Source organism: Reinekea sp. (genome assembly GCF_046710285.1).
In the GTDB taxonomy this organism is placed as follows: Bacteria; Pseudomonadota; Gammaproteobacteria; order Pseudomonadales; family Natronospirillaceae; genus Reinekea.
Genome location: NZ_JBKEGY010000019.1, coordinates 1 through 13468, shown reverse-complemented (window position 1 = coordinate 13468; position 13468 = coordinate 1). Strand labels below are relative to the sequence as shown.

Sequence of the window (13468 nt, the reverse complement as noted above, 5' to 3'; positions counted from 1 at the left end):
GTCGTTGAGCGGTTAATACAATGTTTTAATAGCGGCACGTAACGAGCCAACCAATTCATCAATGTGTGATTTTTCTAAAATAAGGGGTGGCGACACCGCAATGGTATCGGCCGTACAACGCACCAAGGCGTTACTTTGCCAGAAGCAATGTTCAAATACTTTGTAGCCACGCTCACCAAACTTGTCGGTTGACTTAAATTCAATAGCACCTACCAGCCCGTAGTTGCGAATGTCTTTTAGCACATCAAACTCTCTTAAGCTGTGCAACTGCTCTTCAAAGTAACCACCCAGTTCTTTGGCTTTATTAAAAAGGCCTTCTTGTTCATAAATATCTAATGTGGCTATAGCCGCTGCCGCTGCCACTGGGTGGCCTGAATAAGTATAGCCATGGAACAATTCAATGACTTCTTCTGGACCGGTCATAAATGCATGATGAATATCATCACTGACAAACACGGCACCCATTGGGATAGCACCGTTAGTCAAACCTTTAGCGGTAGTGATGATGTCGGGCGTTACATTAAAGTGACAAGAAGCAAACGCATCGCCTACTCGGCCGTAGCCGGTAATCACTTCATCTAAAATTAAAAAAATGCCATATTTTTTGGTAATTTCGCGTAACCGTTGCAAGTAACCCACCGGCGGCATCCAAACACCACCGGAACCCGCGATAGGCTCAACAATAACGGCGGCAATGGTTTCAGCGCCGTGTAACGCAACCATGGTTTCTAATTCATCGGCAAGGTTCGCACCTTCAGTTGGTAAGCCTTTGGTGAATTCTGTGCCTGGCGTCCAAGCGTGCTTTAAGTGATCTACACCGCTTAATAACGGGCCAAAACCACGACGGTTATTACCTAAGCCACCAACTGAAATGCCACCAAAGCCGGTGCCGTGATAACCTTTCTCACGTCCAATTAAACGAGTACGAGACGATTCTCCACGTGCTTTATGGTACGCCAAGGCTATTTTTAAAGCGGTATCGACTGACTCAGAGCCCGAGTTCGTAAAAAACACCTTATTAATACCATCAGGCGTGTGTTTTATTAAACGATTGGCCAATTCAAACACTTGCGGATGACCCATTTGAAAAGTCGGCGCAAAATCAAGTTCATGAATTTGAGTGCTCACCGCTTGGGTGATCTTTGTTCGTGAGTGACCTGCGTTTGTACACCAGAGGCCAGCAGTACCATCTAAAATGGTTCGACCGTCTTCAGTTTTATAATACATGCCTTCGGCAGACACGAGCATTCGCGGCTTAGACTTAAATTGACGATTCGCCGTAAACGGCATCCAAAAAGCATCTAAATTCGCAGGGGTTGATTGCGTCATAACTCGCACCTTAGTGTATTTTATATTGAACAGATAGAACCGAGTTTATGTCAAATAAATAAAACATCAAGAGCTAAGCATGGAAATATAAGAAATTATCTCTCACCGCCCGCCATTACTGGAAAAATCTATTAAAAAGACGTAAATATTAAACTATTTGTGTTCGAAATATTGATACAGATGGGTAAAATGAAGTATGTTCATCAAACTTAAACTACGCCAAGCGGAGACGATATGGCCAACTTACACGACTTAGGTTTTTGGCAAGCAGCAGCAAAGTCATTATCAATAGAATCTCGTGCTTTTATTAACGGTGCCTATGTCAATTCGGCAGATGGCGCTACTTTTGAATGTCGCTCGCCAATAGACCAGCGCCTTCTAGCAAACGTTGCAGCCTGCGATAAAGCCGACGCCGACGCCGCTGTTAAAGCCGCAAGAGCCGCTTTTGAATCGGGGGCCTGGTCTGAATTGCCACCGGCGGTTCGTAAAAAAGTGTTATTAAAATTCTCCGCGCTTATAGAAGCAAATGCAGATGAGTTGGCGCTACTTGAAACCCTAGATATGGGTAAGCCCATCGCAGACTCTCGTACGGTTGATATTAGCGGGACCGCCCGAGCCGTTAGCTGGACCGCCGAAGCGATTGACAAAATATACGATGAAATAGCGCCAACTTCGCCCAATGAGTTAGGCCTTGTTACCCGCCAAGCAATGGGCGTAGTAGCAGCCATAGTGCCATGGAACTTCCCCATGATAATGGCCTCTTGGAAATTCGCGCCTGCCTTAGCCATGGGTAACTCATTTATTCTTAAGCCTTCAGAGAAGTCACCTTTAACTGCTATTCGCTTAGCCGCACTCGCCAAAGAAGCCGGTATTCCCGATGGCGTATTCAACGTGTTGCCTGGTTACGGCCATACCGCCGGTAAAGCCCTCGCCCTGCACATGGATGTTGATACGCTAGTGTTCACCGGTTCAACGGGCGTTGCAAAACAGCTCATGATTTACGCGGGTGAATCAAATATGAAACGCGTATGGATGGAAGCAGGCGGTAAATCCGCTAACGTAGTGTTCGCTGACGCACCCGATTTAGACAAAGCCGCAGAAGAAGCCGCCGGTGCCATTTGCTTTAACTCAGGCGAAGTCTGCACCGCCGGTTCACGTTTATTGGTTGAAGAAAGCATTGCCGATGCATTTACGGAAAAAGTACGCGCAGCCATGAAAAAATGGCGTCCAGGCAACCCACTAGACCCGAATACCAATGTAGGTGCCATAGTAGATGATGCTCAATTGCAACGCGTATTAGGCTATGTTGAAAAAGGCCAAGCCGAAGGCGCTAAACTCACCCAAGGAGGCAGCCAAGTAGCTCCGGTTGAAGGCGGCCTATTTGTTGAACCGGCTATTTTCGAGCACGTGCAAAATGACATGAGCATCGCCGCTGAAGAAATTTTTGGCCCAGTACTCTCAGTCATTCGCTTTAAAGATGAAGAGGAAGCCTTACGCATTGCCAATGATTCTATCTACGGCCTAGCCGCTGGGGTTTGGACCAGCAACTTAAGCCGAGCACATCGCTTTGCACGCAAACTACAAGCCGGTTCGGTTTGGGTAAACCAATACGACGGAGGCGACATGACTGCACCTTTCGGCGGTTTTAAACAAAGTGGTAATGGTCGTGATAAGTCATTGCATGCGTTTGATAAATACAGCGAGCTTAAGGCGACTTGGATTAAGTTGTGAAAAATAGCTGCGGGTTTTGGGCTGCGAGCTGCGGGTAACATATAAAACATAGCGTGCCGCCTAGGTTAGCTTGGGAGCCAAGTTGCCCTTGATCGGGAATCTGAGGCATGGATGCCGAAGTTTAGCGCGCATGGAGGCGCTTGCAGCGACCGATCTAGGGTGACTTGGTGCCCAAGCGAAGGAAGTTTGCTTTTATTGCTTAAAGATGCATAATAAATACATCTTTAAGCAAGCGTTGTTTTCTCTATGCCGATGTCACTCTCCACTAAGATTAATGCCAGTCGAGTTTTTTTCCCTGCGGCGGCGCTTCAAGCTGCGTTTGCGGTTTTATTTACCCTGGCGGCCCGTTACGGGGTTGGTGGGCCAGCGACGGGTTTAATTGGGATAGGTCATGCGCATGAAATGCTCTTCGGTTTCGCCTTGGCACTCATTGCAGGCTATACCCTCGGCATTATGCCAGCGTATAAGTTATGGCCATTGTTCGGTTTATGGTTGGTGGCGCGGGTTGGCTTTATGGGCTTTCCAGATAGTGCTATCGCGCAAATTCTCAGCCCCATGTTTGCTTTGTATTTAGCGTTGCAGGTTTACCCGCGATTTCGCGCCGCAAAAAAGTGGCGCAACAAAATGATCAGCCCGCTCATTGTATCAATCTGCAGCTTTCCGCTACTGTGGTTAATCTTAAAACTTCACAACTGGCCCATCAGTCACAGTTCCGTTTATATTTCCTCTGTTTTAATGCTGTGCTTGCTCATGTCCTTTATGGCTGGCCGGATGATTGCACCAGCCGCCGCCGGAGAATGCTACAAACAAGGTTACGAACTTAAGGCACGCGTTCAACCCAAATTAGAAGGATTGCTGATTCTCCTATTGCCCATCACCGCTATGCTTACCCTGCTCAACACCTCACCCGTATTGACCGGTGCAATGGTCATTGTGGTCGCCGCGGTTAACTTAATTAGACTCTACCGATGGCAACTCTGGCGCTGCCGCGCACGGCTTGACATTATTGGCTTAGGTGTCGGATACGCTTGGCTCAGCCTAGGCTTGTTCATCATCGGCGTCGCCCTAGTTTTTGGCAAACCCACTACCGGTGCGGTACACATTATTACCATCGGTGCCATTGGCAGCCTTTCAATCAGCGTCATGGCGCGCTTGCACTACCAAAAAGAAGTGCGCACACCGCCGCCAAATTCTTTATTACTGCTCACGCTCAGCCTTATCTCGGTATCAGCATTAACACGATACGCTAGCGAAATTTTTTGGGCTTATTCAAGCCCCTTGCTTTGGATATCAGCCACTACCTGGGCCGTTGCTTTATTCTGGCTCACCAGCCATCTGCTCAGAAAGCCAACGACCACTCATTGCAAGTAACCGCACTCTTATTTTTAGGATACCGCCATGAACATAAACTTTGATGCCTCGTTAATTAAAAAATACGATACCTTTGGGCCACGCTATACTTCGTATCCCACAGCCTTGAGCTTTAACCCCAGTTTTAAAGAACTAGATTATCGAGATGAGCTCGCCTTAAGTAATCAAACCAATAAGCCAATCTCATTGTATTTTCACATCCCATTTTGTAAGTCACTTTGCTATTACTGTGCCTGTGCCAAAATCATTACCCATAAAAACGAACGGACGATTCCCTACTTAGAACACCTAACCAGCGAAATAAAACAGCAAGCCAAACTGGTTGGCTCAAAAAGAACCGTCACCCAACTTCATTTAGGGGGTGGCACACCCACCTACTTGAGCGATGACCAGTTAGCTTCGCTAATGCAATCGGTATACGATAATTTTAATGTAGCCGATGCCAATACGAGAGAGTTTTCGATAGAAGTCGATCCACGTGCCGTTCGGCCGACAACCATACCACTACTCCATGAGCTTGGTTTTAACCGAATCAGTTTAGGTGTTCAAGATTTTGATCCCAAAGTACAGCAGGCAGTTAACCGCATTCAAACTATTGAGCAAACTTTTGACGTTTTAGATGCCGCCAGAGAGATGGGTTATCGCTCATCTAATATCGACCTAATTTACGGGCTGCCTTTTCAAAGCGTCGACAGTTTTGCGAAAACACTCGACATTGTTTTAGGAAAAAGACCAGAACGCCTCGCCATTTATAACTACGCGCACATGCCCAACAAGGTGAAGGCGCAACAGCTCATTATTACCGCCGACCTGCCCTCTGCAAAGACAAAATTGGCGATATTGGAAATGACCATAAAGAAACTCCAAGCAGCCGGATACGTTTACCTAGGTATGGACCACTTTGCATTACCGACAGATGAACTCGCCATTGCAAAAAAAGAAGGCTCCTTACAACGCAATTTTCAAGGCTATTCCACTCACGCCGACAGCGACCTAATTGGCATGGGCATGACGTCAATAAGTAAAATTGGTAACTGTTTCGCACAGAACAGCCGTGAAGAAAAAAGTTATTTTGAACTGATTAAGAGTGGTCATTTAGCGACGAATAAAGGTTACCGGCTAACCATAGACGACCAAATTAGACGCGACGTGATTCAGTCACTCATGTGTCAAACAGAAGTTAACTATCAAGATATCAACCAAATACATCAAATTAACTTTGCCGACTACTTCCAGTCGGAAATAGCAGCACTGGCAGAAATGGCAAATGATGGTTTGCTCAGCATTGACCCAGACAAAATAATCGTAAACCCTACAGGGCAATTATTATTGCGCAACATCGCCATGATTTTCGATGCTTACCTAAAACCGAGTGAAAGTATCATTCAGTTTTCTAAGGTTATTTAGCCGTAGTATCAGCATTTGGCTATACAACTTTTATAGGTCGCTCATTTGGAACTGATAGTTTGCTTAAAATGGCAAGCAGACTATCAGGATAATTTTCACGAATAGAAATCGGAAAACCCGTTAATTCACAACCTCTTTAGAGAGTTCTTTTGAGTGCATATCGGTGATTTTCAATTCACCTTCAATCAATTTCCAGGTGAAAACTTCAAGGTTTGCAGTTTTTATTAACACCTTTTGCTCGGGATCGACGTATTGTACGACCGATTCAATACGTGTGGTGATGGCGTTTTCTTCGATGCTGGCAATTTCCCATTGGTTGCTGAGTTGTTTCATCTGCATTTTGGGTTTGACCATCATATTGACACCCATTTTATACATTGCATAAGAGGAAGGCAGTGTCAGTGTTTGATCATCTTCGATCATTTCGATTTGCCCTGTAAGTTTAGGTGAAACAAATTTCAAAATAGTTGGCGCATCGAGTTGATCGAAACCTGCAAGGTATTCAGACTGGGCCTGCGATACCGTATCCTTATCAAGTTGATTGTACCCGGAAGATGTCTCAGTTTCGGAACTAGTTGATTGGCCACCAAATATAGACCCAAAAATATCACCCAACGCGCCGAGTGCCTCCTTCACGTCGTCTCCAGAAATAGGTGACTCTAACCCTTGAGCGACCTGATCATCAGGGGCACTTTTACGGGCGTGTCCACGTAAATGGCTCACCCAGTTTTGATATTCTGCTTCGGTCATCGGTTCCGAGTCTGACTCATCTTCATCCTCGAAATCTTCTTCGTCTTCTTCATCATCTTCATCGTTGTTTAAAAAACCTTCGAGGAATTCTTCTGGAAGGCCTTCGTGCCACCAACGATAAATGGTGTCTTTAATCCTTTGGTCATCACCTTCATAGGGCTGATCATCTTTTCGAATCACACGCTCTGCATCCCACTTGAACCAGAACTCCCATGGGTCATCGTCCCCACAACCCCATCCTAAAGATTCACAGGAAGGATCTAGATCTGCAAATAATTTTACCAGCGCGCCAGTAAGGTAATCCCCTGAAGATCCGCTCACTAGGTGCATGGCGTGATAGCCCTGAGTGGCCCAAACGGACTCAGGATAAATTTCACCATATTCTTTCGCTGCGGATTCTAAGAAGGTAGTCATGATGCCTTGACCATCATCAACATTGATTTGTTCAGCAATATCAACAAGTAGCTCAGGGCTTTGCCCTAATGCGCTGAACAGTTGCTGGAACAGTGCATGTATTTTTGGATCGGCGTGTTTGACATACAGGTTGCTGTGAAGCTCGGCCATTTGGGAATCCTTTCTGCTAAGTAAAGTTTCATTCGATGTTTAAATATTAAACGTCGGAATAGCTTACGTCCATAGCCGAGAGTATGACTTGCCCTTCATCAATAAAGCCATTACTCGGTACTTAATTATATTGAGCTTACTTGCTTGGCCTTTTACTGCATGCTCTAGAATGGAATTAAACTCAAAACTACTTTTTAGATTGTCTCTATTTCTAGGGCCTCAACCATCGAAGCGGTTTTGACTTGGGATCACGAATTAAAAGCCCTTTAGCTTCTAAATCAAGTTGAACAGATTTTTGCCACCACCCGATCTTTTCGCCGTTTGGCCATAATTCATCTGGCACAATTGATACGAGCTTTTCTTTGATTTCTTTTGCTGTTAACCCCGGAGCATTCGATGGAATGGACTTTAACATAGCCTTTCTCATTTCTTCGTACTTAACACGATCAACCCGCTCGGTTCTACCAGGCGTGTTAATATTCTCGATTTCAATTTTCTCTGATTTAGCCATAACCTATCCTATAAGACTTAACGTCCATGCCTTGCAACGTGTTTACCACTAAAATGGTGGCCTGCTCAAATTAGCATAGAACCCAATGCAGCTAAAACAAGAGCGATTGCACCAAAAAAATGGGCTCTGAACATTAATGGATTTTTTTCACGCTGATAAACTTCATTCCTACCGAGCGCAAAACCCGACCTATAAATGGTTAATGCATAGTAGCTGACTAAAGGCACCGTAACGGGTCCTAACCAAGAAAAAATTCCTTCAATGACAAAATTTAGAGCCAGTAGTATTAGAACAACTAAAACAAGTAACGATTGAGCCGCCTTCACCGGTTTGGCTTCTAAAGGCAGCTCATCTGTTGAGAACAATGTTGTTTCTTTGCGAATAGTTTCAGTTTTAGATTCGGGCGTAGATTGCGAGCTTTGACTCGACTTCATCATTAAAAGCCAGTCGGCATAGTCCTTACCACAATGGGCACAATTCCAGTTATGGGACTGCCTGAAATCTGAACGTTCAAACTTACAGAATGGGCAAGATTCACTCATGTTATTCCCTCAATTTTCTATTGTTAGATCTGGTTTGCCACAAACTGGCGTACATCAAACGTCTTGCTCTTTATTTTTGACCCAGCCAATACTTAGAACATACCTGCATCCTTTAGTCACTTTGCTTACAGCATGCTCTGATACATCTGAGCGAAAATACTTTACTCTCGAATTTTCGTAGATGGGGTTAGTACAGATGAAATCACCACCGGATTTAGCTGCCATTAATATAATATTTAATCTGTAATGTTCACCAGATTTAACTTGATCCACGTGTGGCGGTATTCCCTGACCCTCATTGAAACGAAGAATGTACATATCAAATGGATTAGGCCACAAGCCACCGCCGATGAGCATTTTATCGTATCCAGTATTCTGACGGCCTTTTTGCCAGCGAAATAGCTTAGACAGGTATGCTTTTCTGTTCAATGCGATAATCTCAATTTAAACACAACGCTTGGTTCACTTAGTAAATTTTTGATAACGGAGACTCCACCTGTATAATCGCTTGTTACACATCAAGTTCTGCCACCATTACCAGTAATCGATGCCCTAATTTTAGACTGCCACTGTTCTTTCCGCGATTTTTTCTTCAAGTAACCAAGGATCACTAGAAGTACTATTCGTAAGGACTGTAATTCCAATTCCATGCTCTGGGTATAGCATGAACATATTCATGAAGCCTGGCAATGCACCTTCATGTCCTACTGACTTTATTCCGTTCTTTTCATAAATTCTTAAGCCGAACCCATAATCGACCACTTCGCCCGAGGCCAAAATCGACTTTTTACACATTTCCTTAAACATTTCAGCACCAACTACTTTGTTATTTAAGATTGCTTCACTCCATAAATGCATATCTCGAATAGTAGAGCAGATTGCTCCTGCAGAAAAAGGAGGGTTCATACTAATGTATTCACAGTTTAATAAACCAGTTTCGATCGTATTTCCAACTTCAGAGTCATAGCCCGTGACTCGATTTTTTATTATTTGTCTATCGTAAGCATAGCAAGTTTCTATCATTCCAAGCGGTATAAAGAATTCAGTTTTCAAGAAATCTTCAAAGGAAGCTCCTGACAGCTGTTCAATTATCAAGCCTAGAAGATAGTATCCAGAATTACTGTACTCGTGACCTTCGCCGGGGTTGAATAAAAGAGGCTCTTCAGAGAATACGCTCAACATTTGGTCATGGCTTGCCTCAATACATTCAAATGGAGCAAACTGCTCAGGCAATTCAGTATAACTGGGTATTCCAGACGTATGATTCAGTAGGTGTCTGACGGTAATTCTTTTGTCGATTTTAGGTAACTGTAATAAATTTGATACCACAGAATTAAAATATAGCAATCCATTTTCTATTAAGCGAACTATTGCGAATGCAGTAAATTGCTTAGTAACTGAGGCAAGTTTAAAAACACTTTCGAGTTCAACACCAATATTATTTTCAACGTCTGCTAGCCCATATACTGCATGATTCATATTTCCGTCAGCAGTTGATATGCAAACCGCAACTCCTGGTGCTTTTATATTGGAAGCTAACGCCTCCAGAAATTCTTTCACTTTGTTTCCTTAAAAGTAACGACTGTAGCACTTGCACTACGGCGTCTATTCCTTGCACTTGTTATGCGTTAGGACCAATCCTTCGAAGTGGCCATCTCAATGCTAAAAGTACCCAAACTATAGAAAAAACAATAGGGAATGTAAAAACCTGTAGGTATTCAATTTCATAGATTCGAAGCTCAGCTGTAACTACCCCAGCCAAAAACCCTGCAATCATCGGCGGCCAATGGCTATTTGTATAACGTACACCACAATTTGGACAGGCAATTGAGACCCTCCTTATTAAGGGGAACATTAGCCACTTTGATGTTTCAAATTCTTCTAAGCATTTTGTACATTTCATGTCAGACACTTAACGCCAATATTCGCAATTAAAATTGTAGCGCGCAGCGGCGCAATTTTTTCCGCCACATGTTTTTATTAGAACCTAGTCCCCACCACAACTGCTTCCACAGCCGCTACCACAACCACTACCACCAGAGCCGCTATTAGATGAAAGCCATTTCAACACTCTATAACCAATATAAATTCCTAGTCCCCATTTCAATGTGGTCATGAAATCTTCTTTAGAAGAAAGGCTACAGGCAGTTAAAAAGGTAACTGTAAAGAAAGGGAACACTAGATACTTCAATCGATTAAATGTTCGTTTTGAAAAATCAGGCCAAAATTCAGCGGGAGGAAATACCCCGAACTCAGCCTCATACAGTCTTAAAGTATTTTTATAACCAATCCTATCTAGCTCTTCAGATCTACTGTTTTTAGAGGAAGGTATATGATGAAGCTCATAATTAAGAACATCCGTACAGAGGTCATGCCAATACGACTTGGTGAAAGTCATATGTAAATGCCAAACCCTATCGATTGCTTTTGAAGGCACAACCCTACTTCTGCTATTTTTTGCCAACCATACGAATTTTTTGTATTCCGAAAACACTTCCTTCGCGTAAGATAGAGACCACCCATTTTCTGAAGTTAGCTTACTCCAAAATAAATCTAAGTCTCCGTTGCTAGACACTTTAAAGTTTTTTAGTTTTTCATCCATAAGTAAAACGTACCTAGATTATTGTGTTCTAACGCCACAGCTAAGCGGGCGGGTGCTATTCCCTCTCCGATTTGAGCGACTTGCTATACAATTCCTGTTAGTAGTAAATATAAGGAACTTATTGCAAGTACAGATATATTCATTATCATTCCCAGTATTCTAAATTGTAATTTTTCATTAATATTACTTACACCATAAGCATGTAGAAACCTTGCTATCAGCAACAAACTACACAAAATATGTAACACTATTGAATTGGCATTTTGTATTTCAAGAAAATAGATGAGTAATAACGTGAAAGGCACATATTCAGAAAAGTTCGCATGAACTCTTATGGCGCGGCTTAATTTTTCATTGCCACCATCACCAATTGAAACTTTAGCAATTCTTCGAATACCAATAACTCTAAAGGTTAGGTATACATACAACAGAGCAAGAATTGCAGCGTAGTAAATTGTGATTAACATCACATCCCCCTAATTTGGTTATATAACGTTTTCAGCAGTTACGCGTGATTTTTTTCGCGTCGACTGCCTGTGTAGTGAATTGGTACAAATCATATGAATAGTTGTAACGAAATTCTGTGCTTAACTCGAAGTCTTGAAGCATAGCCTCAATCTCTTTTTCAATCTCGCTGTATGTCAAACCCGCCTTAACCGCGTTTTCAACGTTAGATTGCGTAGTTAAATATTTAGTTAACTCATGTTTGTCTACGAACTTAATGGGCAGCACCCCTTTACCGCTTGCCAAACACTTCATTCCTTCAGCCTTCTCGAAATCTGCGACTTCTCCATTACGAGCTGGAGATGGAAACTTTTTAAGGTAAGTTGAAACAAACCAATCATTAAACTCATCCGAGTTTTCACTACCACCAAACGAAAAATTATAAATCAGCCAAATGGCATTGTCTGACGAAGCCTGCTTATAGGCTTTCAACGCTTCATCGAAACCAAACCAGTGGAATGCCATACAGGTAGTGATTAGGTCAAACTTCCCCAGTTCATAAGCTTTTTCATATCCAAGCTGCTTTACTGACAAGCCTTTTACCTCAGCTCGTTCAATCATACTTTTAGACAAATCAATACCGATAACATTGTCACTTAATTCAATCAATGGAAGCGTCGAATCTCCCGTACCACATGCTACATCCAGAGAATTTTTAAACTTATGAGTAACTCCTGCGTCTTGCAGCCATTTCGATACAATACTATGGACTTTAGGACGATAGGCATCATATCTTTCAGCTGCTTCCGTAAGTGAAAAATAGCTCATAAATTTCCTTAAAATTTACGCTTGGCTTTGCGGCGTGCCAGAGCGCAGCGTAGGCGCGTCCGGCAACAGCCACTGGTTAAGCTGCTTCGAAGTCCAAAGGATGAATACCATCCAAATTAACTGTCCGACGAGCCACACCTAGATCATACATGTCTTGCATCGACAACCAGCTCTCGGGAGTGCGCCCGAGAACCTTGGATAGCCGCAGAGACATTTCCGGGCTAATACCACTATCCCCTTTGAGCAACCGAGACAAAGTGGAAGGAGAAACGCCCAGACTGGTAGCCAGTTGACGGGAACTGATGCCAAAAGGCTCCAAGTATACCTCCCGAATGAACTCACCAGGATGCGGCGGATTGTGCATAGTCATCAGTGATAATCCTCATAATTAAGAATGTAGGCGTTGCCATCCCGAAACTCGAACGTCATACGCCAATTTCCGTTGACCCAAATCGACCACCGATCTTTGTCTTTTCCCTTCAGTGGATGAAGCCGAAAGCCAGGGATAGCCATGTCTTCAACTGATGCGGCGGTATCCAGAGCAGCAAGCTGCATACGTAGCTTCTTGGCATGGTCAGGCAATACACCAGCAGTGCTGCCAGTTGAGTAGAACCGTTTCAGTCCTTTGTGACGGAATGTTTTAATCATAAGGAGACTATAGCACGATGCGCACCGCGCAACAATGGAGTTTAACTATTTTCGCTGCAGCCACTAGCTGCTGGCGGATTTTTGTTTCAAAAAAGTGTGACAGTTGCTAGTGGTCTGTCAGCCGATTTTTGTTAAATTTCTGTTCGATAAGTTCAATTATTACAGAGCTCCCGCTTAGTAACGCTAGGTCAAGTTGCGTATTGCCATCATAATCTCTAATTAAAGAGGGATCATATTTTAACAAGAGCTTTATGACATCTAATTGTTCATGTTCAATTGCATAATGAAGAGGTGTAAAACCAAATTCACCAACAGCATTAATATCCGCAGAATTGGCCAATAAAACTTTTGCCCATTCACTATGTCCACCCACGCAAACTATGTGCAATGGAGTATCACCATATCCATTTCGTGATTCAACTGAGTCAACATTAATCAATGCAAAGTCTGGCACTGATTTGACATAAGAAAATACCTTTCGCAGCTCTGGATCCATGACACCCCAAAATATTGCTTTAGAAATTTAACGCCGCTCTTCAGCGGACAAAACAAGTTGGCGTGGCTTTTGCGCCAGCAAAAGGCATGACAGCATGTTTTGTTCCGACTGCAAGGCCTTGTATGATCCATTTATTAGTTATTCACACACATTCATACATTCGATAAAGTAAAGCCCAAACCTGCCCACCAGGTTTTCAGTTCAGTAGATCGGTGCAGCGTTGGTGCCGTTTTTACGAGCCCGTT

General features: G+C 43.4%; 15 protein-coding genes. 3 read left to right on the top strand and 12 right to left on the bottom strand.

Annotated elements, in window-relative coordinates:
- Positions 1–12 precede the first annotated feature (12 nt).
- Complete coding sequence (locus tag ACI882_RS13080; protein ID WP_411743567.1) at positions 13–1329, bottom strand: aspartate aminotransferase family protein; 1317 nt, start codon at positions 1327–1329, stop codon at positions 13–15.
- Between the two features lie 234 nt (positions 1330–1563).
- Here ACI882_RS13080 and ACI882_RS13075 point away from each other — a divergent pair, with 234 nt between their 5' ends.
- The 3 genes from ACI882_RS13075 to hemN all read left to right on the top strand — a co-directional run bounded on the left by ACI882_RS13075 (position 1564) and on the right by hemN (position 5838).
- On the top strand, positions 1564–3060 hold the full coding sequence (locus tag ACI882_RS13075; protein ID WP_411743566.1) for an aldehyde dehydrogenase: 1497 nt from the start codon (positions 1564–1566) through the stop codon (positions 3058–3060).
- Positions 3061–3306: 246 nt separating this feature from the next.
- Complete coding sequence (locus ACI882_RS13070; protein ID WP_411743565.1) at positions 3307–4431, top strand: NnrS family protein; 1125 nt, start codon at positions 3307–3309, stop codon at positions 4429–4431.
- 27 nt (positions 4432–4458) lie between these two features.
- Positions 4459–5838: an oxygen-independent coproporphyrinogen III oxidase gene (hemN, locus tag ACI882_RS13065; protein WP_411746280.1), complete on the top strand. Its 1380-nt coding sequence runs from the start codon at positions 4459–4461 to the stop codon at positions 5836–5838.
- Between the two features lie 120 nt (positions 5839–5958).
- Here hemN and ACI882_RS13060 read toward each other — a convergent pair whose 3' ends face one another.
- The 11 genes from ACI882_RS13060 to ACI882_RS13010 all read right to left on the bottom strand — a co-directional run bounded on the left by ACI882_RS13060 (position 5959) and on the right by ACI882_RS13010 (position 13223).
- On the bottom strand, positions 5959–7152 hold the full coding sequence (locus tag ACI882_RS13060; RefSeq protein WP_411746281.1) for a hypothetical protein: 1194 nt from the start codon (positions 7150–7152) through the stop codon (positions 5959–5961).
- Positions 7153–7363: 211 nt separating this feature from the next.
- Positions 7364–7663 (bottom strand): DUF6958 family protein, encoded by a 300-nt coding sequence (locus tag ACI882_RS13055; protein WP_411746282.1) that lies wholly within the window; start codon positions 7661–7663, stop codon positions 7364–7366.
- Positions 7664–7728: 65 nt separating this feature from the next.
- On the bottom strand, positions 7729–8205 hold the full coding sequence (locus ACI882_RS13050; RefSeq protein ID WP_411746283.1) for a hypothetical protein: 477 nt from the start codon (positions 8203–8205) through the stop codon (positions 7729–7731).
- A 54-nt stretch (positions 8206–8259) separates the two neighbouring features.
- Positions 8260–8634: a hypothetical protein gene (locus tag ACI882_RS13045; protein ID WP_411746284.1), complete on the bottom strand. Its 375-nt coding sequence runs from the start codon at positions 8632–8634 to the stop codon at positions 8260–8262.
- Between the two features lie 129 nt (positions 8635–8763).
- Positions 8764–9765, bottom strand: a complete 1002-nt coding sequence (locus ACI882_RS13040; RefSeq protein ID WP_411746285.1) for a serine hydrolase domain-containing protein — start codon at positions 9763–9765, stop codon at positions 8764–8766.
- Positions 9766–10192: 427 nt separating this feature from the next.
- The gene (locus ACI882_RS13035) at positions 10193–10807 is read right to left on the bottom strand and encodes a hypothetical protein (RefSeq protein WP_411746286.1); all 615 of its coding nucleotides are present in this window, start codon (positions 10805–10807) and stop codon (positions 10193–10195) included.
- Between the two features lie 83 nt (positions 10808–10890).
- Positions 10891–11274, bottom strand: coding sequence for an MAPEG family protein (locus ACI882_RS13030; RefSeq protein WP_411746287.1), 384 nt, complete (start codon positions 11272–11274; stop codon positions 10891–10893).
- Between the two features lie 31 nt (positions 11275–11305).
- Positions 11306–12079 carry a class I SAM-dependent methyltransferase gene (locus tag ACI882_RS13025; protein WP_411746288.1) on the bottom strand — a complete coding sequence of 258 codons (774 nt, stop codon included), beginning with the start codon at positions 12077–12079 and terminating at the stop codon, positions 11306–11308.
- A gap of 76 nt (positions 12080–12155) precedes the next feature.
- Complete coding sequence (locus ACI882_RS13020; RefSeq protein ID WP_411746289.1) at positions 12156–12449, bottom strand: HigA family addiction module antitoxin; 294 nt, start codon at positions 12447–12449, stop codon at positions 12156–12158.
- Positions 12449–12727, bottom strand: a complete 279-nt coding sequence (locus ACI882_RS13015; protein ID WP_411746290.1) for a type II toxin-antitoxin system RelE/ParE family toxin — start codon at positions 12725–12727, stop codon at positions 12449–12451. Before ACI882_RS13015 ends, ACI882_RS13020 begins: the two co-directional genes overlap by 1 nt.
- A 106-nt stretch (positions 12728–12833) precedes the next feature.
- Positions 12834–13223 carry an ankyrin repeat domain-containing protein gene (locus ACI882_RS13010; RefSeq protein WP_411746291.1) on the bottom strand — a complete coding sequence of 130 codons (390 nt, stop codon included), beginning with the start codon at positions 13221–13223 and terminating at the stop codon, positions 12834–12836.
- Positions 13224–13468 lie beyond the last annotated feature (245 nt).

Coding starts and splice junctions, on each gene's coding strand:
- ACI882_RS13080 (WP_411743567.1), bottom strand. CDS start 1,329: ATGACGCAATCAACCCCTGCGAATTTAGATGCTTTTTGGATGCCGTTT.
- ACI882_RS13075 (WP_411743566.1), top strand. CDS start 1,564: ATGGCCAACTTACACGACTTAGGTTTTTGGCAAGCAGCAGCAAAGTCA.
- ACI882_RS13070 (WP_411743565.1), top strand. CDS start 3,307: ATGCCGATGTCACTCTCCACTAAGATTAATGCCAGTCGAGTTTTTTTC.
- hemN (WP_411746280.1), top strand. CDS start 4,459: ATGAACATAAACTTTGATGCCTCGTTAATTAAAAAATACGATACCTTT.
- ACI882_RS13060 (WP_411746281.1), bottom strand. CDS start 7,152: ATGGCCGAGCTTCACAGCAACCTGTATGTCAAACACGCCGATCCAAAA.
- ACI882_RS13055 (WP_411746282.1), bottom strand. CDS start 7,663: ATGGCTAAATCAGAGAAAATTGAAATCGAGAATATTAACACGCCTGGT.
- ACI882_RS13050 (WP_411746283.1), bottom strand. CDS start 8,205: ATGAGTGAATCTTGCCCATTCTGTAAGTTTGAACGTTCAGATTTCAGG.
- ACI882_RS13035 (WP_411746286.1), bottom strand. CDS start 10,807: ATGGATGAAAAACTAAAAAACTTTAAAGTGTCTAGCAACGGAGACTTA.
- ACI882_RS13030 (WP_411746287.1), bottom strand. CDS start 11,274: ATGTTAATCACAATTTACTACGCTGCAATTCTTGCTCTGTTGTATGTA.
- ACI882_RS13025 (WP_411746288.1), bottom strand. CDS start 12,079: ATGAGCTATTTTTCACTTACGGAAGCAGCTGAAAGATATGATGCCTAT.
- ACI882_RS13020 (WP_411746289.1), bottom strand. CDS start 12,449: ATGACTATGCACAATCCGCCGCATCCTGGTGAGTTCATTCGGGAGGTA.
- ACI882_RS13015 (WP_411746290.1), bottom strand. CDS start 12,727: ATGATTAAAACATTCCGTCACAAAGGACTGAAACGGTTCTACTCAACT.
- ACI882_RS13010 (WP_411746291.1), bottom strand. CDS start 13,223: ATGGATCCAGAGCTGCGAAAGGTATTTTCTTATGTCAAATCAGTGCCA.